Source organism: Oryzomonas rubra (assembly GCF_008369015.1).
Classification (GTDB): Bacteria; Desulfobacterota; Desulfuromonadia; order Geobacterales; family Pseudopelobacteraceae; genus Oryzomonas; species Oryzomonas japonica.
Window position 1 is genome coordinate 137,811 of record NZ_SRSD01000007.1, and the last position, 20,874, is coordinate 158,684.

The window sequence follows — 20,874 nt, forward strand, 5'->3', positions numbered from 1 at the left end:
ACGATAAAAATCCTTAATAATGAAAGTTATACAAAATAGGTTTTCCATGCCTGATCGAGGGCCTCTTTTGTCAATACGGGCTTGGTTTTGTGGAATCGGGCCTGATCGACGAGGTGATCAATAATATCGCGCGGATGGCAGGCCGCCATCGGGTTCGGCGATTTTCCGTACAATTCATTGGTCAGATAGCTGAAGACAGGCGGCTGGAATTCAATCCCGTTGACCTCACAGACCCTTTTGAAAATATCCTCATATTCAGCGATGGTAGGATGGTCGATGCGGACCTTGTAACGTATGCGCCGCAAGAATGCCTCATCGACTAACTCTCCCGGCTCGATATTAGTGGCGAATAGGACCAGCAGATCGAAGGGGATAGTGAATTTCATCCCTGTGTGCAGGCCCATGAAGTCAACTCGCCTTTCAAGGGGGACTATCCAGCGGTTGAGGAGGATTCTGGGCTCGACCTGCTGCCTGCCGAAGTCATCAATGAGGAAAATACCGTTATTGGCTTTCATCTGTAGCGGCGCTTCATAATACTTTGTCACCTGATTGAAGGTGAGGTCGAGCATACTCAACGTCAACTCACCGCCAGCCATGACGACAGGGCGTTTTACCCGTATCCAGCGCCGGTCGGCACGCGGTTCTTGGTCTTCGTCGCTGACCGGGAAGTGGGTGACCGGATCGTAGACCGTAATTATCTGTCCGGCCACATAGAGCGCGTGCGGGACAAAAATGGGGTCCTGAAAGACCCTGCCGATCGCTTCGGCAATGGCCGTCTTGCCGTTTCCTGACGGGCCATAGAGAAATATCGACCTGCCGGAACTGATTGCCGGCCCGATGGTTGTAAGGAGTTGCGGGCTGACAACCAGGTGGGCAAACGCCTCATTAATCTGCTGCTGATCAATCGCGACCAGACGGATGGTCTGGCCATCCACCATCGTGACGTAGTCACTAAGGGAAACGGGAGTCGGACCGACATAGCGGCAGATATCCAGCAACTCCTGGGCACGTTTTTTCCCGGCATCGGTAATCAGGTATCTGTAGGTCCCCGAAGAGTATCCACCAGCGCCAAGAACCTCCACAAGCTTTGCCCGGCGCAGTTGTTCCATCACCTTATCGACAAGATTGACCGGCAGGCAGACCCGTTCCGCCAACTCTTGCTGGTCGAATTCTCCCATGAACAGGATGTGCTTCGTTGCCAAATCGGTAATAAAGGTGAGCTGCAAGCCAGTCCTCTCAATAGTCGTTGGTGGCTTGGGAATCTGCAGCTCGAATTCGATCAACTGCTTGCTGGAAATAAGGCCGAGCGTCAACAGGCTTTCGGTCAGCTTGCCGCCATGCAGGAGTTGGCGCATATGAGCCTTTTTCATCTCAGCGGCGGGAATCTCCAAGGATTCAATCCATCGCTTCATATCCCGTTCAGGCATACCGGTGCTCCTTTCCCTGAGTACTGACTATAACGTCCCATTACAATCGCCATAACCCCTCTTGTTGCTACGTCGATGCACTGCGCGCCGTCCCAGCTTTACCATCCTCCCTCAGTCTCTTACAGGTTACTTCAAGATGTATACGATGCCGACACTATTGTCGGAAAAATTTACAAAACCACATCTGTTTTTAACGTAATTTAATTATGTTTCAATTAAATTAGCATGTTATAAAGTGGCACTTGTTTTGCAAAATAGATAATTTTTAATATTGCAGAGAAAAACAATTGAATTCATTAAATACAATTATATGTAATTAAATTTTCATTTCAATATTTTTATAAAATTATTTGAATGTGGTTGACACACCTTGAAACGGTGGTAAACAGAAACTAATTATAATTTGCTTTGTAAACAAAACAGGAGGGAGTCGCTATGGATACGATCAAATTGCTCATCTTTAATCTGTTGACCCGTGCAAAGAACGAAAAAGGCCAGACCTTGGTGGAATACGCCCTAATAATCGTATTGATCGCCCTGGCGGCACTTGTTGCCATGAGATATCTGGGCACCGCCGTAAGCAATTCCTACAGCAATGCCGCAAGCAGCTTGGCTAATCCGTAATAAGCCGCATTCTCACCTGGCATTCAGCGAAATGGCCCCCTTTTGTACGCAAAAATGCCAACATGACTCAGTCATGCGGGGCCGTTATGATTACAAAAGATTTATACGTCTTGACTGCAGCACCACATAAAAAAGGAGGATGCTTCTATGGACACGATCAAATTGTTTATTATCAGCCTGTTGACGCGTATCAAGACTGAAAAAGGCCAGACCTTGGTGGAATACGCGTTGATTATTGTACTGATCGCCCTGGCGGCGCTCGTTGCCATGAAATACCTGGGCACCGCCGTTAGCAATACTTACAGCAACGCTACCAGCCAGCTTGCAAAACCGTAACCCCCTGATGGTTGCATTCATGTGAGCTTTTGCGATGAAGGGGGGGGCATGCCCCCCCCTGTAACCCATGTTGCCGAGAGGGCTGCAATGATCTGTCTCCCCCCATGCCTGCATCGAATCCGTGGTTCCAAAGGACAGGCCCTCGTTGAACTCGCTCTGATCCTCCCCATTCTGTTGCTGTTGATCCTTGGGGTCATCGAATTCGGCAGGGCTTTCTACATGAAAAACACGCTGACCAATGCGGTGCGGCACGCTGCACGAAAAGCCGCCGTCAACACCAGTTGGAATCAGGACACAATTCGTTTCTGGACCTATAGCGCAGTCCCCTCTTCGTGGCAAAATACTACCTTGATTACCGCTGTCCAAGTAACACCCATTTCGCCGCCATTAAGCGGAATTGATAAAACGATTAAAGTTCAGGCGAACCTGAAATTCAATACCATAGTTCCACATTTCTATTTTCCCTTTAAAAATTATACGACGATCGTGGCTCAGGCGACGATGCGTTATGAACAATAAATTTCCGCACTCCCCGGAGGAACCATGAACAGATCACAAGCAGTAACCATGGTAACGCTCATTGCCCTGGTGTTTGCAGGGGTAGCTTCCTGGGGCGTTTACTCCTATTTGAAGCAGGAGAGCCTGAAGACCAAACAGGCATCCAGCTTTGTCATCATGGTCGCGGCAGGTGATATACCGATCGGCACGAAACTGAACGAAACCCATCTCAAACCGGCAGGTTGGCCAAAGGATAATGTCCCGGCCGGGAGCTTTACCGACGCCAAGTCTCTCGTCAACAGGGTTGCGATTCGCAACCTGAGTGCCGGCGATGCGATTACCGAACAGAAGCTGATGCCGAAGGAGGGGAGTGCGGCCGCCACCGGCGTCATGACGTACATTATTCCTCAGGGGCATCGAGCTGTTACGGTCGGCGTGAACGAAGTCGCCGGCGTGGCGGGCTTCATTGCCCCTAATAACCGGGTCGACGTGGTGTTGACCACCCAGATTCCCAACAATTCCAACGAGATGGTTACGAAGATTATTCTGCAGAATGTACCGGTTCTGGCAACCGGCCAGATCACCGACCAAAAAGACGGCAAGCCGGTTCTCGTCCCCACCGTAACCATGGACCTTACCCCGGAAGATTCGGAAAAGCTGGTGCACGCCTCCCGCAAGGGGTCTCTCCAGCTACTCCTGAGAAACATCATCGATACGGCTCAGGTGGATGTCAAGGGTGGGGCGACCATAAGTACGGTACTCGGCGGCGTTGAACGACCCGTGATTGCGGTTGCCCAAGCAAAGCCTGCTCAGGCCAAGCTTGCCCAGGTCCGTCGTCCGGTGCGGCGCGCAGCGCCGGAGGGGGCCAGAGCCGCAATTCGCCCACTGCCCGCCGCACCCCAGGGCCACAAGGTGACGGTGATCGACGGGGGGGCCCGTACGACCAAGGAATTCGTGCTGCAATAATCCGCCATGGTGGACAACTCCTGGACGAGGTGCTTCAATGATCAAACTCCGCAAACAGAGATGTTTCTTGCCCGTTTTGAGCCTTCTTCTGGCAGTGGCGCTGGTTTCCCCAGCCATGGCCGGCATCCCCCTGGAGGTGGGGCTTTTCAAAAGCACTCTGTTGAAATTGAACAAAAAGATGGTGCTGGTCACCTTGGCCAACACGAGGAAGTCCGATCAGGAGAAGGATGCCGATATCATGGCCAAGTCGGACAAGATCGACCTGGAGCGGCGGCGCTCCCAGGATTCGGGGCCGTCGAACACGAACAAATTCGTCACCCTGGATGTTCTCTCCCCCTATGACCTGAAACTGGACGGCATCATGATCGGCACCACCAGCATGATTGTCTGGACAAAGGACGACAAGGACGAAAAGCCTGTAGCCACATTCTATGACGTGAAGGTTACGGGCGACCGTTCGGCCATCGAGGCCCAATTGAAGGAAATGGCGCCCAATGATGCGATCAATGTCCAGTTTGCCAACGATACCGTTATTCTGACCGGCAGCGTGGCCAACGACCAGACCCGCCTCAAGGCCGAAAACACCGCCAAGGCGTTCGCCCCCAAGGTGCTCAACCATATTGTCATCGACAATCCCCAGCAGGTGCTGCTCCAGGTGAAGGTTGCCCAGATGGACAAGACCGCTCTGAAAAATATGGGGGTCAGTTTCATGATCAAGGGGAGCAAAGGCGAGGGGTTCTCCAATCTGGTCGGCGTCCCCTCTTCTGGCGGTTCCTCGTCGGGTTCATCTTCTTCCGGTTCCGGCGGTATTTCGGGAAGTGCGTCCGGCCTGGGAAGTTACTCCCCTCTTGACGCCTTCCAGATCGGTGCGGCCTATTTCCCCGGTGGTGTCGGCGCGGTGTTGCAGGCACTGGCGACCAAGGGGTATGCCAAGGTCCTGGCCGAGCCCAACATGCTGGTAAAGAGCGGGCAGGAGGGGAACTTCCTGGCAGGAAGCAAAATCCCCTACAGCGTCCTTCTCTCCTCCGGGGGGACCACAACCACAACCATTGTCTTTCAGGATGTGGGGGTCAAGCTGAAGTTCAAGCCGGAGGTCCTGGAGAACGGCCTGATAAGCCTGAAGTTGGACCCGGCGGAGGTGAGCAGCCTTTCCGGCACCCTGGCGGTGAACGGCTACCCCATCATTGATACCAGAACCTTGCAGACGAGCGTGGAGTTGAAGGACGGCGAGAGTCTGGTCCTGGCCGGCCTGCTTCAGGAAGAGGCGATCAAGACCATGTCCAAGATTCCACTCTTGGGTGATATCCCGATCCTGGGGGCGCTCTTTCGTTCCACCCAGGACAGCACCACGGAAAAAGAACTGGTGTTCTTCATCACGCCGAAGATCGTCAAACCACTGGCTCCGGGGGTACGGCCGGAACTCCCCACGGACCGGAAACTGACCCCTGAACAAGAGAGGGAGCTCAAATGGATGCCGCTCGGAGAATAGGACAATTTAGCCCATTGCACAACGAGCGTGGGGTTGCGGTCGTCTACATTGCCGTTGCTCTCGTGGTTTTAATCCTGATCGCCGGCTTGGCCATCGACCTCGGCTATATGTACCTTACCAAGGCGCAGTTGCAGAATGCCGCCGATGCCGGGGCACTCGCCGGAGCTCAAAAAATGAAACAGGTGGGCCTCCCACACGATGCAAGCCAGGCTCTTTCCAGGACAGAGGTGCAGACGTTTGCCCAGAAAAACAATGCCGCCAACGCGAGCGTTCAGCTTGCTTCTGACGGTTCCAACACCTTGAGCAACGGCAATGACATTACAGTCGGTCATTGGGACAGTCTGACTCGCACCTATACCCCAGGGGCGGCGGGCACCAATATTTTCAATGCAATACAGGTGCGGACCCGCCGCACCGCCAATTCGCCTGCCGGACCGGTCAACACCTTCCTTGCGAAAATCCAGCCGGAATTGCATTCTATGGAGGCTGCTTCCCAGGCGATTGCCACCATCCCTGCCAGGGCCGGAAATTACACGTCGTTTTGCTCCCAGGCATGCGGAGCTTGTAACTATGATCCGAGCACTTCAACCTTCGACCTAAACGATGCATCAACCTGGCCGGCTGCATGTCAACAGACCGTAATCTCGCAGCCGAGCCCCGATCCCGGTGGTTTGAACTCTGCCGACAAGTTCGCCTGGACAACGCTGCTGGGCAATCCCTCTTCTTCCAGTGCGCTCTCTGACCTGGTACGAACCGGCGCGCCCAATCAGGATGTTTGCGGCAAGGATATCTATACCACCATGGGGCAGGACACAAATGTTATGCGTGATATGGCTTCCAACATGTACGACCCCTATATCGACAATACCAACAAGACGATAGTGTCAGGCAAAGTCACCGAATGGTGGGTTATTGTTCCGGTTACGGAGAGTTGTCCTCCCGGCGCTGCAGGAGCAAATAATGACCCGAAACTTGTTACCCGATATGCCAAGATCAGGATACAGGCCATCTGCGTCAATGGCAGTGCCGGCTACACCGGTTATAAGGATGGGGCTGGTGAATGCACTCATGCCTGGGACGGCAATATTGTGTATGACCGGATCATGTGTGTCGGCTGTGCCGATGCCAGCTTGCTGTATGGCACCAAAGTGAATCTAGTAAAATAAATATAAACTCAATACGGAAAGCTCATCCATGCCCCAAAACCTCTCCATAGCCATTATCGATTCCGACCGTGAAACGCGGGAAACCATTGAAAGCCTGATCCTGCCCTATGGCGACAAGGTCAAACTTGTTGGGGCGACCGGGGACTTCAGCGAGGGGTATCGGCTGGTCCAGACGAACAATCCGTCGGTTGTCATTCTGGGGGTTGCACAACTGGAGGTGGGGGCTGAACAGGTTCAGCACATCTTAGCGCACTTTCCCGCCACCGCCATCTTTGTCGCCACCACCGAGAAAAACCCGGACTGGATACTCAGGCTCATGCGGTCTGGCGCTTCCGAATATTTCCTGAAGCCGGTCGCAAAAACAGAATTGTTCGAAGCGCTCCGGAAGGTAGCGAAAAACCTGTCGCCATTGACAAACGGCCAGGTTACGCAGCGGCAGGGGAAGATCATATCGGTATACAACCCGGTGGGGGGGGTGGGGACGACGACCATTGCCGTGAACCTTGCCGCGACTCTTGCCGCCGGCAACGATAATGTGGCTTTGGTGGATTTCAACCTCTTCTGCGGCGATGTGGCCTCCTTTCTGGATATCGACCCGAAGTATACCCTGAGCAGCGTCACCAACAACGTGAACCGCCTTGACGCGGACTTTCTCCGCGCCAGCATGACGCGCCATGCGTCAGGAATCTATCTGCTGAGTGAGCCGCTTGAAGTGGAAGAAACCCTGAGTATCACCGCCGAGCAGATCACCCAGGTGCTCACCTTCCTCAAAAGCGCTTTTTCCTACGTGGTCATCGATACCGGAGGGCCGCTTTTCGGAGCGAACCTCATTACCTTCAGGGATTCCGACCACCTGCTCTTCAATACGGTCCTGACCCTGCCGGCGCTCAAAAACGTCCGCCGCTATCTTGCTGCGCTGGAAAACAAAGGCATCGCGCGGAGCGCGGTAAAGATAGTGGTAAACCGCTATCTGCCCAAGGCAGACATCAAGATCGGCGACGCTGAAAACGTTCTTGGGACCAAGGTGTTCGCAACCATTCCCAACGAATATGGGGCGGTCATCGACTCGATCAACAAAGGGGTGCCGGTTGTGAATCTTTACCCGCGTTCGCCGATCACTGCTGCTATCGCCAAACTTATCACCCAGCTGAACAGCTGATGCCGCAGGAGACCTGTTCATGATTTTCAACGACCATTTCGGACCCAAAAATCAGAAACTTCCTGTTGAAAAGAATTTGGTCTTTTTCCAGGAATTGAAGCAGCGGATCCACCACCGCCTCATCGAGCGCATCGACATCAGCAAGCTCGATTACCTGGGAAGCGGCGACCTGACGCGGGAAATAGGTTCGATCATCGAGGGGCTGATTGCCAATGAAGGGGTGCCGCTCAATCAAACGGAAAAAGAGAAACTGCTCGTCGATATTCAACACGAGACATTCGGGCTCGGCCCCCTGGAGCCGCTGCTCTCCGACCCCTCAATCTCCGACATCCTGGTCAACAACTGCAGCAATGTGTACATCGAACGCAAGGGCAAGCTGCAGAAAACAGATATTATTTTTCGCGATAACAACCATTTGATGCAAATAATCGAGCGCATCGTTTCCCGCGTCGGCAGGCGCATCGACGAGTCTTCGCCCTATGTGGACGCCCGTCTTTCCGACGGTTCCCGGGTCAACGCCATTATCCCGCCCCTGGCAATCGACGGGCCGGTTCTTTCCATCCGTCGCTTCGGAGTCGATCCTCTGAAGATGAACGATCTCATGGCCCTTGGCACGGTCGATGAGCGGATGGCCGTTATCCTGCAAAATTGCGTCAAGACACGTTTGAACATCCTCATCTCTGGAGGTACCGGCACCGGCAAGACCACGATGTTGAACGTGCTTTCCGAATACATTCCGGAAATCGAGCGGATCGTCACCATAGAGGATTCCGCGGAATTGCAGATGAAACAGGATCACGTGGTCAGGCTGGAGACTCGCCCCCCCAACATCGAGGGGAAAGGTGAGGTCACGCAGCGCGACCTGGTACGGAACGCATTGCGGATGAGGCCGGACCGGATCGTTCTCGGCGAGGTGCGCAGCAGCGAGGCTCTGGATATGTTGCAGGCCATGAATACCGGCCATGACGGCTCCATCTCCACCATTCACGCCAACTCGCCCCGGGACGCCCTGTCCCGGTTAGGGACCATGGTCATGATGGCCGGGATGGATCTCCCCGACAAGGCGATTCGTGAACAAATATCGTCGGCAATAAATCTCCTCATTCAGTTGGTGCGTTTTCCGGACGGGTCGCGCAAGGTCATCAAGATCGCCGAGATTACGGGTATGGAAGGTAACACGGTCGTTATGCAGGATATCTTCGTCTTTGACCAGCAGGGTGTCGATGCTGACGGCAAGGTTATCGGCACCTTCAAAGCGACGGGAATCCGACCGCACTTCATGCAGCGGTTCAAGCTTTCGGGAATAAACCTGCCGAACGAAATATTCGAATAAGACGGAGAATCTATGCTCTTAGCCGTTTTTTTCACATTTGTAGCGGTTTTCCTGCTGGTATCGGCGCTCGTGCTCGCTTACCTGCGGGCGCAGGAATCCCCGAAAGCGGTCTTGAAACGGCGGCTCCGCAGGATGGCCAAAACGGGCGTAGACGATGCCATGTCGGAGGACCTGCGCTCGGAAATTATTAAAGAAACACCCCAATTCGAGCGGTTGGTGACCATGTTCCGTTTCGGTCGCGCCATCGGACGGCTCCTGGACCATGCCGGAGTGTCCATCGATCTGACCATGTTCATACTGCTGGTGATTCTTCTCCCGGCTGTTTCTTTCTGTGGAATCTTTCTGTTTACCCACCGGTTGATCTTTGCCGTATGCGCGGCACTCGTGGCCGCTGTGGTCCCATTCATGTTCCTCTATTTCAAAAAAGCGCGGCGGCAGGACAAATTCACCGAACAACTGCCCGATGCCCTGAGCATGATCTCCCGTTCCCTGCGGGCCGGCCATTCCCTGACCAGTGCCATAGAACTGGTTGCCCAGGAGTCGGATGAACCGCTGCGCGATCTCTTCAAGACCGCCTATGAACAGCAAAAACTCGGCCTCAGGATTACCGATTCCCTGGCCGGCATGACTGATCGCATGGAAAGTATCGATTTGCGATTTTTTGTGGCCTCCATTGAACTCAACAACGATATAGGCGGGAATCTGTCGGAGATTCTCGACAAACTGGCCGGGACGATCCGGGAACGCCTGAAGATCAAGAGGCAGGTGCAGGTCATCACCGCCCAGGGTAGGCTATCGGGATACATCCTGGCCGCTCTCCCCATCGCTACCTTTTTCATGTTCAATATCATGATGCCCGGTTATGAAGATGTGCTGTTCAAAGAAAAACTCGGGAGCCAGTTGTTGATCGGCGCCATCTGCGCCCAACTTTCCGGGTTCCTATGGATCAAGAAAATTATCTCGATCAAGGTCTAGGATGGCGCCATGATAACGTTGATCATCGGATCAGTTTTTGTCTCCATAGCCCTCATTACCGCTACCGTTCTGTATTGGTACGTCTCTCGGCGCATGATCGTCAAGGAGCGGCTTTCGAAACTGGTCGTCACGCCCCTGTCGTTTGAAGCCCCCACACTCATTGCTAAACCAACGCCTTTGGGCCGGTTTCTCTCCCGCCTCGGGGCGGTTCTCCCCCAAGATGGGAGGGATCGTTCCAAATACGAAAAGTTGCTCGTGTCGGCAGGTTATCGCAAATCGAGCCTGGTTGTCTTTTTTGGCTGCAAGGTTCTCCTCACTCTGCTTTTCCCCATCCTGTTCATGACACTCGTGACGGCGCCGACCGGCAAGGTCGCCGACCCGGAGATGCTGCTGGTCACGGTGGCCCTGGCCATAATCGGCTTTCTCCTGCCGAGTTTCTATGTGCAGAGAAGGGCTCGGATACGCAAACTGCTCATTTTTCAGACGCTGCCGGATATCCTCGATCTCCTGACCATCTGTGTCGAAGCGGGTATGAGCATTGACGCAGCAATGCTGCGCGCCTGCGAGAACCCGCAGTTCAAGGGAAACCCGCTGGCCGAGGAAATGAATATATCCGCCATGGAAACCAGGGCCGGTAAGTCCCGGCCGGAATCCCTGCGCGACATGGCTGAACGAACGAACGAGGATGATCTGAGGGCATTCGTGACCATGTTGATCCAGACGGAACGATTCGGCACCAGCCTCAGCCAGGCGTTGCGGATTCATTCCGACTCACTCCGGGTCAGGCGGCGTCAGATCGCGGAGGAGGCTGCGGCAAAAACCGCCGTCAAAATGCTCTTCCCGCTCGTTTTTTTCATCTTCCCCGCACTGCTTATTGTGATGTTGGGGCCGGCTATCATCAAGATCGGCCAGATTTTCAAATAATCCGCAGAAAGGGGGCATGCACATGAGACCGGATATCAATAGCATTCTACTGTTGGTTATTGCTGTGGAACTGGCGCTGCTGTACGTAAAGATGGGCAAGAAATAGCTATTTACCCCTGGCCGGTTCGTCGCTACCGGTATCCGACGAACCGTCCAGGGGTTGCTATGGATTATTACCGGACCGTTGTCCGTTGCGCTGTTCATAAAGCGATTGCTTTTGAATCTATACTCGAACCTCAGGAGGGGATTTCATATGAGATACCTGAAACGGCTACTCCCATTCATTCTGCTGGTGTCTTCACTGGCGTTGGCGGGCTGCGGCGGCTCGAATGCGGGTACGAACAGTTCGGCGAGCGATCAGTTTTCGACAGGTACCACCGGGTCGGGTTCGGGAAGCGGAGCAGGGACCGGCACAACACCTGTTACAACCCAGGATCCGACCTTCAATCTGGCGCTCACGACAGACTTGGTAAAACCGACTGATTTGACGAAGCTTCCTCAAATTGATGCCAATAATGGCACGGTGTTACTGACCGCACAATGCCTCAGTGTCCAAGGCGGCGTGCTGATTGATCCCAATGCACCCGGTGGAGATATAAAGATAGCCCCTGGCGCACCAGTTCCGAACAGTAATATTTTTTATAAAATTCTTGCGGGCCCTGGGAGCATAACATATCCGCAATACCCCAACTCTCCTTCTATCGACCATGCGATTACAGACAACAACGGCAAGGCAGAGGCAGTGTATACCGCCGGCAATGTGCTTAGCACCACGAATGTTATTATAGAAGCTTCTACAACAATCGGAACAAATACCTATCGCGCCTACACTACCTTCCAGATTGTCCGAGGGACAGGGGTGATAACATTCATAACAGGCAAAGCACCAAGTGATCCTGACGGGACTCTTATTTCACTAACCAAGACATTGGATGCAAGTTTTGTCGGTGTCCCTTTTGAATTTATGCAGCAGCTTCCATTTAAAGTGACAGATTCAAACGGAAATCCACGAGTCGGTATTCCTGTCACTCTCTCGGTATACAGTCAACTGACCAATTTTGCATCAACATCTCCGGTACCACAAACAATTACTACAGATTCGGCTGGCACAGCTATTTTTAATGTCGGAGTAAGCATGACCGGGCCACCGATAAATATAACCCACACAGACTCGATAGTTTATCAAGCAGTGACAAATGATACTACACCATTAACTGCCTATGGTGGTTTTGTAGTTTCTCTCACTACAACAGTCCCGCCCTTGGCGCTGGCCCCCTCAAACGTCTCCTTTGCCGCTGGCGATGGTGCGGGGGCAATGAGAACGTTTGCCATATCCGGGGGCGTTGGCCCATACACCGTTAATTCCAGTAATACGGCACGCATTACAGTGAGCCGTTTCGGTACAACCGTAACAGCAACACTTGTTGACGCATCTCCATGGACTGAAACTGTGACGATATCAGTGTTGGATAGTGCGGGGCAAACGGCGTCGGCAACGATTTTGCGGCAGTAATATCTCTCTGGAGGATCACTATGCATAAGGTTTTCAATGCAATTGCCGTTTCCGTGCTTGTACTTTTCGCCTCCACCGCCATGGCCGACACCATCGCCAACCGGCTGGGATTTACCGGCAAGGTCGGATTCGCCACCCCTGTGAAGGACGATTTCATCAACGGCACATCCGAGACAAAGACTGGGTTTGCCGGTGGTGGTGGCCTTCTCTACGGTTTCGGCGACTATGTGGCGGCCGAGCTGGATGTCACCCATTTGCCCAAACTGGATGTGAAAAATGGCGGTAGCAAGGCATATGAAGCGACGCTCACCGACATCGGCCTCGGTCTTCAATGCCGGTTCATCCCCAATGGCAAGGTGGTGCCCTACATCGGCGCCGGTGCTGATTTTATCAAGGGAAGCTTGAAGCATGTGAGCGGCAACGATTATGACCTGGACTGGACCTACGGGGGGCATGTCAGCGCCGGGGTTGACTGGTTTCTGACCAAGGGGATCGCCCTGACCGCCGAAGCCCGCGCGGTGCGGACGATCTCCGGCGACATTTTGAGCGGATCGACCAAGGTTGGTGAATACGATCCGTACTGGGTACAGGGGACTTTTGGCCTCCGCATGTTCCTGCCCGAAACCTTCTGGCGTTAGATGCGTGCAATCATCGCAGGGCCGGCACGGGAGCTGGCCGAAACCGTTCATGTGGCCCATTCGCTTTTTGCGCGGATGAAGGGGCTCTTGGGGAGGAAATCGCTCGATTCCGGGGAGGCGCTCTGGATAAAACCGTGCAAAGGCATCCACACCATCGGCATGAGGTTCGCTATCGATGCCGTTTTCCTGGATGGGGCCAACCGGGTGGTTGCCCTGATCCCCTCTCTGCCGCCGAACCGGATCTCCCCGATCTATCGCCGTGCAGCATCGGTCATCGAACTGCCGGCCGGTACGCTGGCCGGTATCAGCCTTGCCATCGGTGAAACGATTGAAATCCTGTGATGCCCTGTCTGCGGAGCCTGCATGAAGCTGTTTAGCACCACCAACAAACTGGAGCCGATGGTCCCTTTACTGTTGTTCTCCGTGGCGGTTCTGACCCGTATCCCCTTTGCCGGCAGCTTCCTGTATCATATGGATTCGGTACAGTATGCCCTGGCGCTTGATCACTACGACATCCGTCTCCATCAGCCCCATCCCCCCGGCTATTTCCTGTACATCCTGCTGGGTCGCCTGGTCCGTTTGGTCGTTGACGATCCAAATCGGGCCTTCATAACCCTTAGCGTGCTATTTACCGCCGGGTGTGTAGTCGTGGTCTATCTCTTGGCCCGTGATATGTTCGGTATGCGCTGTGCGCTCCTTGCGGCTATCCTGGCTATGACCAGCCCCAATCTCTGGTTTCATGGTGCAGTTGCCCTGAATTACGGCCTGGAAAGCTTTTTCAGTGTAACGATTGCCTACCTCTGCTGGAAAATAGCTGCCGAAAAGAAGCACGCGGCCTGGCTGCCGCTTGCCATCATTCTGGCGCTCTCGGGAGGTATTAGACAGAATACCCCGGTTTTTCTTCTCCCGCTAGTGATCTATGCCTGCCGACGATTGCCGCTACTCTCGCTGCTGCTTGGGGGGATTGCGTTCAGTTGCGTCGCCCTTGCTTGGTTTCTACCGATGATCCATGCCACCGGCGGCTGGGAGGCATTCGGTTCCGCATTCCGGGAACTCTGGCATTTCAACACGGGGCACAACAGTGTTTTCGAACGAGGCCTTGAGGTGCTGTTGGTTAATGCCCGCACTCTGCTCGGTTTTATTACTTGTAGTATTGGCGCTGGGGTTGTGGTCGCCGCTTTGTGTGGCTATATAGTGGTTCGACGGCGCCAGTTCGAGCGGATCGACAAAGAGAAGCGGTTCTTTTTCATTTTTTGGATCATGCCGGCCTTTCTTTTTTACCTGTTGATCTTTATCCACCCCGCAAACCCCGGCTATGTCTTGATCATTACGCCACCTCTGTGTATCCTGCTTGCTAAGACGGTAGAATTTCTCCATCAGGAGTTATCGCCCTTGCTGTCGTGGAACTGGAATCTCATCATTGCTGCGCTTCTCGTCACCGTCAACCTCTACCTGTTTCTTCTTTCCGCCTACCCGATTTCTGCATATATTATTCGCAGGCATGACCGGGATCTTGCCCTCATGCTCAAACATCTCAATACGTTCGACCCAGCTACCACGGCGTTGTTCGTCGAACCGTACATATTTTACGGGTTCAGACATGTCATGTACTACCTCCCGGAATATACCGCCTATCAGGCCGAGTACGCGGTGGCGGCGGATGGGCAGGTTCGCGAATTCTTTGGAGGGAAGAATCGACAAACCTTCCGTATGAAGATGATCGAGCTGCCCCGTGAAATCAGCCGGTTCGCTTTCCTGGCCAATACGGACTACCGTAAACACACATTCAATCCAGCTGGCCTCCGGGTGGATGTCTTGCTCCCGGAAAGTTATGTCGCTTCCGGCGACATTCACCTCGTGAACCGCCTGTATCCGAAACTTCCCTTGACCTTCGGGGGGAGCGCGCCATGACGATGAAATCTGTCCTCAAGCTGCGCCATTACCTGATCCCCCGCATATCCGATGTCCTGTTCGGCGCCGTACTGCTGTATACCGCGGTCTTTGCCGGCATGCGGATGCTCGGTGACGGGGATACCGGCTACCATGTCAGGGCAGGCGAACTGATGTTGAAGAGCGGCACCATCCTGCACTCCGACCCGTTCTCGTATATTCGGCCGCAACTCCCGTGGACCGCCCACGAATGGCTTGCCGAGATCACTATGGCCCTATGCCATCACGTGGCGGGATTGCCCGGGGTCGTGCTTCTCTTCTCGCTGGTGATTGCCGTCACCAACCTGTTTTTTTTTCGAATGCTCCGCGACCGTGGTGCGGGCATACTCCTCTCGTCAGCCGTCCTTCTCCTGTTCATTACTGCTGCCAAGGTGCACTGGCTCGCCCGGCCGCATATTTTTTCTCTGCTGTTCATGATCTCCTGGTATATCGCCCTGGAGAAACTGCAGGATGGAGAGGAGATACGGGCATGGCTGCTCCCCGCGAGTATGGTCCTCTGGGTCAATCTGCATGGCGGGTATATTGTCGGCATTTTTTTGATATTGCTCTATCTTGCCGGGAACCTGCCCCTCTATTTCATCGATCATTCGGAATGGGATGCCATGGCCAGGCAACGGGTCGTCATATTATTGAAGATTCTGGGCTGGTCGCTCGTCGCTGCACTGCTCAACCCCCTCGGTTACAAAATCTTCCTGTTCCCCTTTCAATTGGCCATGGACAAGACGCTCATGGACAGTGTCCAGGAGTTTCTGTCGCCAAACTTTCACGAACCGCAGATGCTCAAATACCTCCTCTTTATCATGGTGGCCGCTCTTGTTGCCAGTCGGCGTCGAATGCCGCCGGTACACCTGATTCTGATCTTGTTTTTTCTGAATATGGCCCTTTATTCCGTACGATATACCCCAATTTTTGCGATGGTTTTTCTGCCAATTATTACCCGCCATCTCGATACTGATGATATGGAGAGCTATTTCCCCCGGATTACCCGTTTTCTCCGCAGGCGTGAGGCTACCGTTGCCTCGGTTGATGCCGTGGCGCGAGGGGGGCTGTGGCCGGTTCTGGTAACGCTGGTGGTAACTTTCTTTATCGTTTCCGGCAAAATATCCTACAGTTTCGACCCCACGATCAAGCCGGTTGCCGCCCTGGAGTTTTTGAAGAGAGAGCACGTCACTGGCAACGTCTTCAACAATGATGAGTTCGGCGATGTGACGATCTATATGCTTGCCGACCGGTACAAGGTTTTCATCGACGGACGGCTTGACATGTACCACTCCGCCGGCATTTTGAAGGAATACTTCAAGGTCACGACGTTACAACCCGGTTGGGAGACCGTCCTCAATAAATATGCCGTCGGGTGGTTCTTCTTCGATACCAATTCCGTTCTCGCCCGCTTTCTCCAGGCAATGCCCGGGTGGAAGCTGATTTATTCCGACAAGGTCGCCAGCATCTTTGTAAGAAACAGCCCGGAATATCAGTACCTGATTGAAAAGTACCCCCACGTGCAGCTTGCGGTAATCGATGAAGTGAAAAATGATTTTCCCTGGTGGAGGTTCTCCAAGAGTGAATGCTTTGTTGTAGACTTGAAGCGGATGGACTTGCCCGCCAATTGAGTTCAAAACGTTTCGTACTCGAACCTGGGGGGCTGGCCAGGCTCAATAGGCCTGGCGGCTGCGTTGCGTCATTGTCGTTTTCGCTGTCATCCCGATGTGTGCTGGAGGGTGGTCTTTGCACGCTCCATACGAAAATAGAGCTTTAATACTCGCGCGCAGAAAGGCATGCGGCAGGCTCCTGTTCTGGTCTGCTCTAGGCTCCTTGTTCGTGCACAGCCTGATGTTTGCTGCCATGATCGCGCCGGTAATGCAACTGCCGGTAGTTGCAACCACGGAAAAGGTCGATTTTTTCCGGCTCTCCTCGTTTTTCTTCCCTGGCGGCGGAGATGTGCCCTCTGATGATTCACCGCCATTGCAACAGAGCGCCTCGAATCCACCGCTTGGCACCGATACCATGGCGTCTGCCCCAGACGCCCCTGAAGAGGCAGCCTCACCCCTGGAACAAACGACGGCAGAAGATGATGCCGTCCTCTCCCCGTCCGCCGACGATAGTGCCCCCCCCGAGATGGTCATTCCACCTTCTGTCGGACATCTCGTCGTCAAAAGCCCGCTTCCTGCGGCAACAAGCATGGCAGCAGCCCTCCCGACATCGCCCCAGGCTTCGCCACGCAAAACACCGGTCACCGATAATGCACCCCCGAAGCAAGAACCGGTCGCGGCCGCTGTCGGTGAATCCCCCGCCGCCGAGCGGGAAAAGGACCGCCTCGCCGTTCTGCACGAAGAGGAGTTGCGCAGGGCAGAGGAGGAAGCTGCTCGGCAAGCTGAGTCAGTGCGCTTGGCATTGGAGCGCCAAGAGCAGGAACGCCTGGAGCGGGAGAAAAGTGCCCAGGAACAGAGAACCCGACTGGCGGCAGAGCAAAAGCGGCTTGCCCAGGAGAAGGCACGCCAGCAACAACTAGCCCGCGAGCAGGCGGAACGCGACCGCACGAGCCGCGAAGAGGCGCTCCGCACAGCAGAGCTGGAACGTAAGGCCCGTGAACGCGTCGAGCAGAAGCGGCTTGCCCAAGAGAAGGCCCGTCAGGAACAGCTAGTCCGCAATCAGGCGGAACGCGACCGCACGAGCCGTGAAGAGGCACTCCGTACAGCAGAGCTGGAACGTAAGGCCCGTGAACGCGTCGAGCAGAAGCGGCTTGCCCAGGAGAAGGCCCGTCAGGAACAACTAGCCCGCGAGCAGGCGGAACGCGACCGCACGAGCCGTGAAGAAGCACTCCGCAAAGCAGAACAGGAGCGCAAGGCACGTGAACTTGCCGAGCATAAACGGGCCTCCCAGGAACGGCGGGCTCGGCTGGCGGCAGAGCAGGAGCAAAAAGCACGCGAGGCGGAACTCCTCAGGGCAGAGAACGAACGGCTTGCCCGCGAGAAGGCCCGTCAGGAGCAACTTGCCCGCGAACAGGCGGTGCATGACAGCAAAAGCCGCGAAGATGCGCTTCGCAAGATCGAACAGCAGAAAAAGGACCGGATATTTCAGGAAAATAACAGATTGGCGGCAGAGAAGAGTTTGTTGGGCCAACTGGCCAAGATGCAGACCAGTCGCGAGGCAAAAGGCATTCCTGTCCCGATTGTTACGGGAGATCTTAAGCTGGTCATCTCCGGCAAAAAATACCCACCTTTGACGGTCACCTTCAAAAAATTCGAGAAATCGAGGCGGGACAGACCCTTCACCCGTACCGAGTCCCGTAACGGGATACCGGTCTTTCCGGTCATAGTGACAGCCAGCGCGGACATCCGGGAGGCTGTAATCGAGAAGACCAAAGAAGGGGTCTATACGTTTTCGCAAAAACATTGCGGCAATTGCGACGCTTCCTTTTCACTGATTCTCTATGAAGCAACGGCAAAGCGGGTTAAAAAGACCGTGCGTCCGCGTACCGTTGGCGGAAAGGAAGTTGTGGCCAGAATACTCATGCCGGAAGGGATACTCTGGGATGACGATGCCGCATTTACGGGCAGCATCGAAGATGGCGACAGTATAACAAAATTCGAATCGGCATCCGGTCTTGTCTGGAAGGAGTATTCTGAATAGGTCTTTTGACAAGAAGGCATTATGCGATTACTATTTACCTGTATATGTTTTAGAACCTTTTCACCGGGTACTGTCTGGCGGGGAACAACTATCTTTGAGTAATCCTCGGGGTAATGCAAAATGGAAAACAGAAACTTTACCAGGGTTGATTTCTCTGATGGTGCGTCAATTTCTTACAACAATCACCTCGTATGGGGCACCGTTGAAAATTTGAGCTTACAGGGATTCTATATCAGAACATCAAGCACTGTAAAACCAGACATGCCATTGGATTTGCCGTTAGACGTTACCATCTATCACCCGCCCCATTCTTCCATCAATGTGCGTGCGAGTACGATCCACTGTGAAGAAGTGGGCATGGGCATGAAGATTGATGAACTCGATGCGGATTCCTTTGTCAGGCTGATTGACGCCGTTTCCTTAAAAAGTAATGCCCCTGCCATGATAATGAGCGAGACGTATAAAATGGCCAACTATGTCAAGATCGTAAATGACTGAGCGCCATCCTGATGGTATCTGCTGTTGCACGGTTTAATCCCCGGATCACTCGGTTGAGCAGGAGCGAATGGATTTAAAGGAATTTACCATAACCCATGCGAAAAAACACCCGTGGGAGGTTGCACGACTCAAGGCTCTGCACAAAATTCTGGCTCCTGTCATGTTTGAGGGGATCACAGCTCTTGATGTGGGGTGTGGCGACGGTTTCATCTCCGGAAATATTTTCAATAGCCTGACAAGCAAAGAGGTAACGGCTGTAGATATAAACCTGACCGATGAATTGATATGCGAGCTTAACAACCGTTCCAGCGGCATGAAGTACTGCCGGGAAATGCCTGAAAAAGGGGCGTATGATCTCATACTCCTCCTTGACGTGATAGAGCATGTGGAAGCTGACCGGAAATTCCTGACGGATATCGTTGACAGGTATGCCCCCAGAGATGGCAAGGTCATGATAACAGTTCCCGCTTTCCAATCCCTCTTCGGCAGGCACGATGTCTTCCTCGGGCATTACCGGCGTTACAATCTGAAAGAACTTGTTGCATTGACAACAAGGTGCGGACTCAAAGTCCTTTCCTCCGGCTATCTTTTTTCCACCCTTCTGTTGCCGAAACTTGTCCTCTATAAACTCCTGAATATCGGCAAGGAGTCGGATGGCGTTGGGAACTGGGATCGGGGCGAGGTCATCACCAGGGTCATCGAGATGGTTTTTGATAGTGATAATAGCCTTTTGATTTCAGCCAGCCGTTTGGGCATAAAGATACCTGGACTTACGGGATGGGTTTTATGCGAAAAACGAGGATAATCGTTCCATGCTATAACGAAGCAACGCGGCTGAACCCGAAGGCTTTTCTGGACGCCCTGGATAACAACAGCGACCTGTCGTTTCTCTTTGTCAACGATGGGAGTACGGATAGCACACGGCAGATTCTTACCTCTCTGAAAGATAAAAATCCTGCCCAGGTAGAAATTGTAAATCTGGAGAAAAACTCAGGCAAGGCCGAGGCAGTGCGCCAGGGCATGCTCACGTCACTTCTGGGCGCCTACGATTATATAGGGTACTGGGACGCCGATCTGGCGACTCCCCTTGACGTCATAGGAGATTTTAGCCGGTTGCTCGAATCTTCAGGCGCAGAAATAGTTATTGGCTCACGTGTACGCCTGCTTGGCCGAAGGATCGAGCGTAATGTCTTGCGGCACTACTTTGGCAGGGCCTTCGCGACATGCGCATCGATCTTGCTCAATATCAGCATTTACGACACCCAGTGCGGGGCCAAGATATTCAGGAACAGCGAGGCCTTACGACACGTCTTCGGTAAGCCCTTCAAGGTCGCTTGGACGTTTGATGTTGAAATGCTCGCCCGGTTTCCCATTGTCATGAACGTATCCCCACCGGAGGCAAGTTCCAGATGGGTTGAGTTTCCTCTTTTGCAATGGGTGGATGTAAAGGGCTCAAAGCTTAAATGGAGAGACTTCTTCACGGGTGCCTTTGAGTTCTGCACCCTCTTTTATTATCTGCGTACCCCTGCCTGCAAGACTTATGAAAGGTATCTCGGCACCCCTGAAAGAGCCTGAGTGAGTAATTATGTCAGGGGGGGTACGACGGAAGTTGTAATCGGGTATTTATGACTAAAACCGCGAAGGGTTTTATTTGAAGGTTGGGGTTGCAGATCAAATTTGAAAAAAATAGGGTTGAAATTTGACGACCAGCTAAGAGGGAAAATTACGGTATAATACAACAACACGAT

The 20,874-nt window shown here is 53.6% G+C and carries 20 protein-coding genes; 19 read left to right on the forward strand and 1 reads right to left on the reverse strand.

All coding sequences use genetic code 11. From position 1 onward, the window contains the following. Positions 1-26: 26 nt before the first annotated feature. Positions 27-1,427 (reverse strand): ATPase, encoded by a 1,401-nt coding sequence (locus tag ET418_RS12380; RefSeq protein WP_246153051.1) that lies wholly within the window; start codon positions 1,425-1,427, stop codon positions 27-29. A gap of 435 nt (positions 1,428-1,862) precedes the next feature. Between ET418_RS12380 and ET418_RS12385 the strand changes: the two genes are divergently transcribed. The 19 genes from ET418_RS12385 to ET418_RS12475 all read left to right on the forward strand — a co-directional run bounded on the left by ET418_RS12385 (position 1,863) and on the right by ET418_RS12475 (position 20,701). Beyond that, positions 1,863-2,051: a Flp family type IVb pilin gene (locus ET418_RS12385; protein WP_149307928.1), complete on the forward strand. Its 189-nt coding sequence runs from the start codon at positions 1,863-1,865 to the stop codon at positions 2,049-2,051. 147 nt (positions 2,052-2,198) lie between these two features. After that, positions 2,199-2,387, forward strand: coding sequence for a Flp family type IVb pilin (locus ET418_RS12390; RefSeq protein ID WP_218043391.1), 189 nt, complete (start codon positions 2,199-2,201; stop codon positions 2,385-2,387). A gap of 48 nt (positions 2,388-2,435) precedes the next feature. Next, positions 2,436-2,906 (forward strand): TadE/TadG family type IV pilus assembly protein, encoded by a 471-nt coding sequence (locus ET418_RS12395; protein WP_218043392.1) that lies wholly within the window; start codon positions 2,436-2,438, stop codon positions 2,904-2,906. 24 nt (positions 2,907-2,930) lie between these two features. Then, on the forward strand, positions 2,931-3,851 hold the full coding sequence (gene cpaB / locus ET418_RS12400; protein ID WP_149307930.1) for a Flp pilus assembly protein CpaB: 921 nt from the start codon (positions 2,931-2,933) through the stop codon (positions 3,849-3,851). A gap of 67 nt (positions 3,852-3,918) precedes the next feature. Continuing rightward, positions 3,919-5,340 carry a type II and III secretion system protein family protein gene (locus tag ET418_RS12405; protein ID WP_246153052.1) on the forward strand — a complete coding sequence of 474 codons (1,422 nt, stop codon included), beginning with the start codon at positions 3,919-3,921 and terminating at the stop codon, positions 5,338-5,340. Continuing rightward, positions 5,319-6,506: a pilus assembly protein TadG-related protein gene (locus ET418_RS12410; protein ID WP_149307933.1), complete on the forward strand. Its 1,188-nt coding sequence runs from the start codon at positions 5,319-5,321 to the stop codon at positions 6,504-6,506. The genes ET418_RS12405 and ET418_RS12410 overlap by 22 nt, the downstream gene beginning before the upstream one ends. A 28-nt stretch (positions 6,507-6,534) precedes the next feature. Next, entirely contained in the window at positions 6,535-7,665 is a 1,131-nt protein-coding gene (locus tag ET418_RS12415; protein ID WP_149307935.1) for a CpaE/TadZ family protein, read from the forward strand. A 19-nt stretch (positions 7,666-7,684) separates the two neighbouring features. Continuing rightward, complete coding sequence (locus tag ET418_RS12420) at positions 7,685-8,998, forward strand: TadA family conjugal transfer-associated ATPase (RefSeq protein WP_149307937.1); 1,314 nt, start codon at positions 7,685-7,687, stop codon at positions 8,996-8,998. Positions 8,999-9,010: 12 nt separating this feature from the next. After that, positions 9,011-9,973, forward strand: a complete 963-nt coding sequence (locus ET418_RS12425; RefSeq protein WP_149307939.1) for a type II secretion system F family protein — start codon at positions 9,011-9,013, stop codon at positions 9,971-9,973. Between the two features lie 9 nt (positions 9,974-9,982). Beyond that, the gene (locus tag ET418_RS12430; protein WP_149307941.1) at positions 9,983-10,897 is read left to right on the forward strand and encodes a type II secretion system F family protein; all 915 of its coding nucleotides are present in this window, start codon (positions 9,983-9,985) and stop codon (positions 10,895-10,897) included. Between the two features lie 253 nt (positions 10,898-11,150). Beyond that, positions 11,151-12,410 (forward strand): hypothetical protein, encoded by a 1,260-nt coding sequence (locus ET418_RS12435; RefSeq protein WP_149307943.1) that lies wholly within the window; start codon positions 11,151-11,153, stop codon positions 12,408-12,410. A gap of 20 nt (positions 12,411-12,430) precedes the next feature. Further along, positions 12,431-13,048 (forward strand): outer membrane beta-barrel protein, encoded by a 618-nt coding sequence (locus ET418_RS12440; protein WP_149307945.1) that lies wholly within the window; start codon positions 12,431-12,433, stop codon positions 13,046-13,048. After that, complete coding sequence (locus tag ET418_RS12445) at positions 13,049-13,390, forward strand: DUF192 domain-containing protein (RefSeq protein ID WP_149307947.1); 342 nt, start codon at positions 13,049-13,051, stop codon at positions 13,388-13,390. It begins immediately after the preceding gene. A gap of 21 nt (positions 13,391-13,411) precedes the next feature. Then, on the forward strand, positions 13,412-14,959 hold the full coding sequence (locus ET418_RS12450) for an ArnT family glycosyltransferase (protein ID WP_149307949.1): 1,548 nt from the start codon (positions 13,412-13,414) through the stop codon (positions 14,957-14,959). Further along, positions 14,956-16,608 (forward strand): hypothetical protein, encoded by a 1,653-nt coding sequence (locus ET418_RS12455; protein ID WP_149307951.1) that lies wholly within the window; start codon positions 14,956-14,958, stop codon positions 16,606-16,608. Before ET418_RS12450 ends, ET418_RS12455 begins: the two co-directional genes overlap by 4 nt. A 208-nt stretch (positions 16,609-16,816) precedes the next feature. Continuing rightward, positions 16,817-18,628 (forward strand): coiled-coil domain-containing protein, encoded by a 1,812-nt coding sequence (locus ET418_RS12460; RefSeq protein ID WP_149307953.1) that lies wholly within the window; start codon positions 16,817-16,819, stop codon positions 18,626-18,628. Between the two features lie 120 nt (positions 18,629-18,748). Then, the gene (locus tag ET418_RS12465) at positions 18,749-19,126 is read left to right on the forward strand and encodes a PilZ domain-containing protein (protein ID WP_149307955.1); all 378 of its coding nucleotides are present in this window, start codon (positions 18,749-18,751) and stop codon (positions 19,124-19,126) included. Between the two features lie 67 nt (positions 19,127-19,193). After that, positions 19,194-19,931, forward strand: coding sequence for a class I SAM-dependent methyltransferase (locus tag ET418_RS12470; RefSeq protein ID WP_149307957.1), 738 nt, complete (start codon positions 19,194-19,196; stop codon positions 19,929-19,931). After that, on the forward strand, positions 19,913-20,701 hold the full coding sequence (locus ET418_RS12475) for a glycosyltransferase (protein WP_188055515.1): 789 nt from the start codon (positions 19,913-19,915) through the stop codon (positions 20,699-20,701). The genes ET418_RS12470 and ET418_RS12475 overlap by 19 nt, the downstream gene beginning before the upstream one ends. Positions 20,702-20,874: the final 173 nt, after the last annotated feature.

Bases quoted from the DNA above. Each gene is read 5' to 3' on its own strand.
- ET418_RS12380 (WP_246153051.1), bottom strand. From the start codon at position 1,427: ATGCCTGAACGGGATATGAAGCGATGGATTGAATCCTTGGAGATTCCC.
- ET418_RS12385 (WP_149307928.1), top strand. From the start codon at position 1,863: ATGGATACGATCAAATTGCTCATCTTTAATCTGTTGACCCGTGCAAAG.
- ET418_RS12390 (WP_218043391.1), top strand. From the start codon at position 2,199: ATGGACACGATCAAATTGTTTATTATCAGCCTGTTGACGCGTATCAAG.
- ET418_RS12395 (WP_218043392.1), top strand. From the start codon at position 2,436: ATGCCCCCCCCTGTAACCCATGTTGCCGAGAGGGCTGCAATGATCTGT.
- cpaB (WP_149307930.1), top strand. From the start codon at position 2,931: ATGAACAGATCACAAGCAGTAACCATGGTAACGCTCATTGCCCTGGTG.
- ET418_RS12410 (WP_149307933.1), top strand. From the start codon at position 5,319: ATGGATGCCGCTCGGAGAATAGGACAATTTAGCCCATTGCACAACGAG.
- ET418_RS12415 (WP_149307935.1), top strand. From the start codon at position 6,535: ATGCCCCAAAACCTCTCCATAGCCATTATCGATTCCGACCGTGAAACG.
- ET418_RS12420 (WP_149307937.1), top strand. From the start codon at position 7,685: ATGATTTTCAACGACCATTTCGGACCCAAAAATCAGAAACTTCCTGTT.
- ET418_RS12425 (WP_149307939.1), top strand. From the start codon at position 9,011: ATGCTCTTAGCCGTTTTTTTCACATTTGTAGCGGTTTTCCTGCTGGTA.
- ET418_RS12430 (WP_149307941.1), top strand. From the start codon at position 9,983: ATGATAACGTTGATCATCGGATCAGTTTTTGTCTCCATAGCCCTCATT.
- ET418_RS12435 (WP_149307943.1), top strand. From the start codon at position 11,151: ATGAGATACCTGAAACGGCTACTCCCATTCATTCTGCTGGTGTCTTCA.
- ET418_RS12440 (WP_149307945.1), top strand. From the start codon at position 12,431: ATGCATAAGGTTTTCAATGCAATTGCCGTTTCCGTGCTTGTACTTTTC.
- ET418_RS12445 (WP_149307947.1), top strand. From the start codon at position 13,049: ATGCGTGCAATCATCGCAGGGCCGGCACGGGAGCTGGCCGAAACCGTT.
- ET418_RS12450 (WP_149307949.1), top strand. From the start codon at position 13,412: ATGAAGCTGTTTAGCACCACCAACAAACTGGAGCCGATGGTCCCTTTA.
- ET418_RS12455 (WP_149307951.1), top strand. From the start codon at position 14,956: ATGACGATGAAATCTGTCCTCAAGCTGCGCCATTACCTGATCCCCCGC.
- ET418_RS12465 (WP_149307955.1), top strand. From the start codon at position 18,749: ATGGAAAACAGAAACTTTACCAGGGTTGATTTCTCTGATGGTGCGTCA.
- ET418_RS12470 (WP_149307957.1), top strand. From the start codon at position 19,194: ATGGATTTAAAGGAATTTACCATAACCCATGCGAAAAAACACCCGTGG.
- ET418_RS12475 (WP_188055515.1), top strand. From the start codon at position 19,913: ATGCGAAAAACGAGGATAATCGTTCCATGCTATAACGAAGCAACGCGG.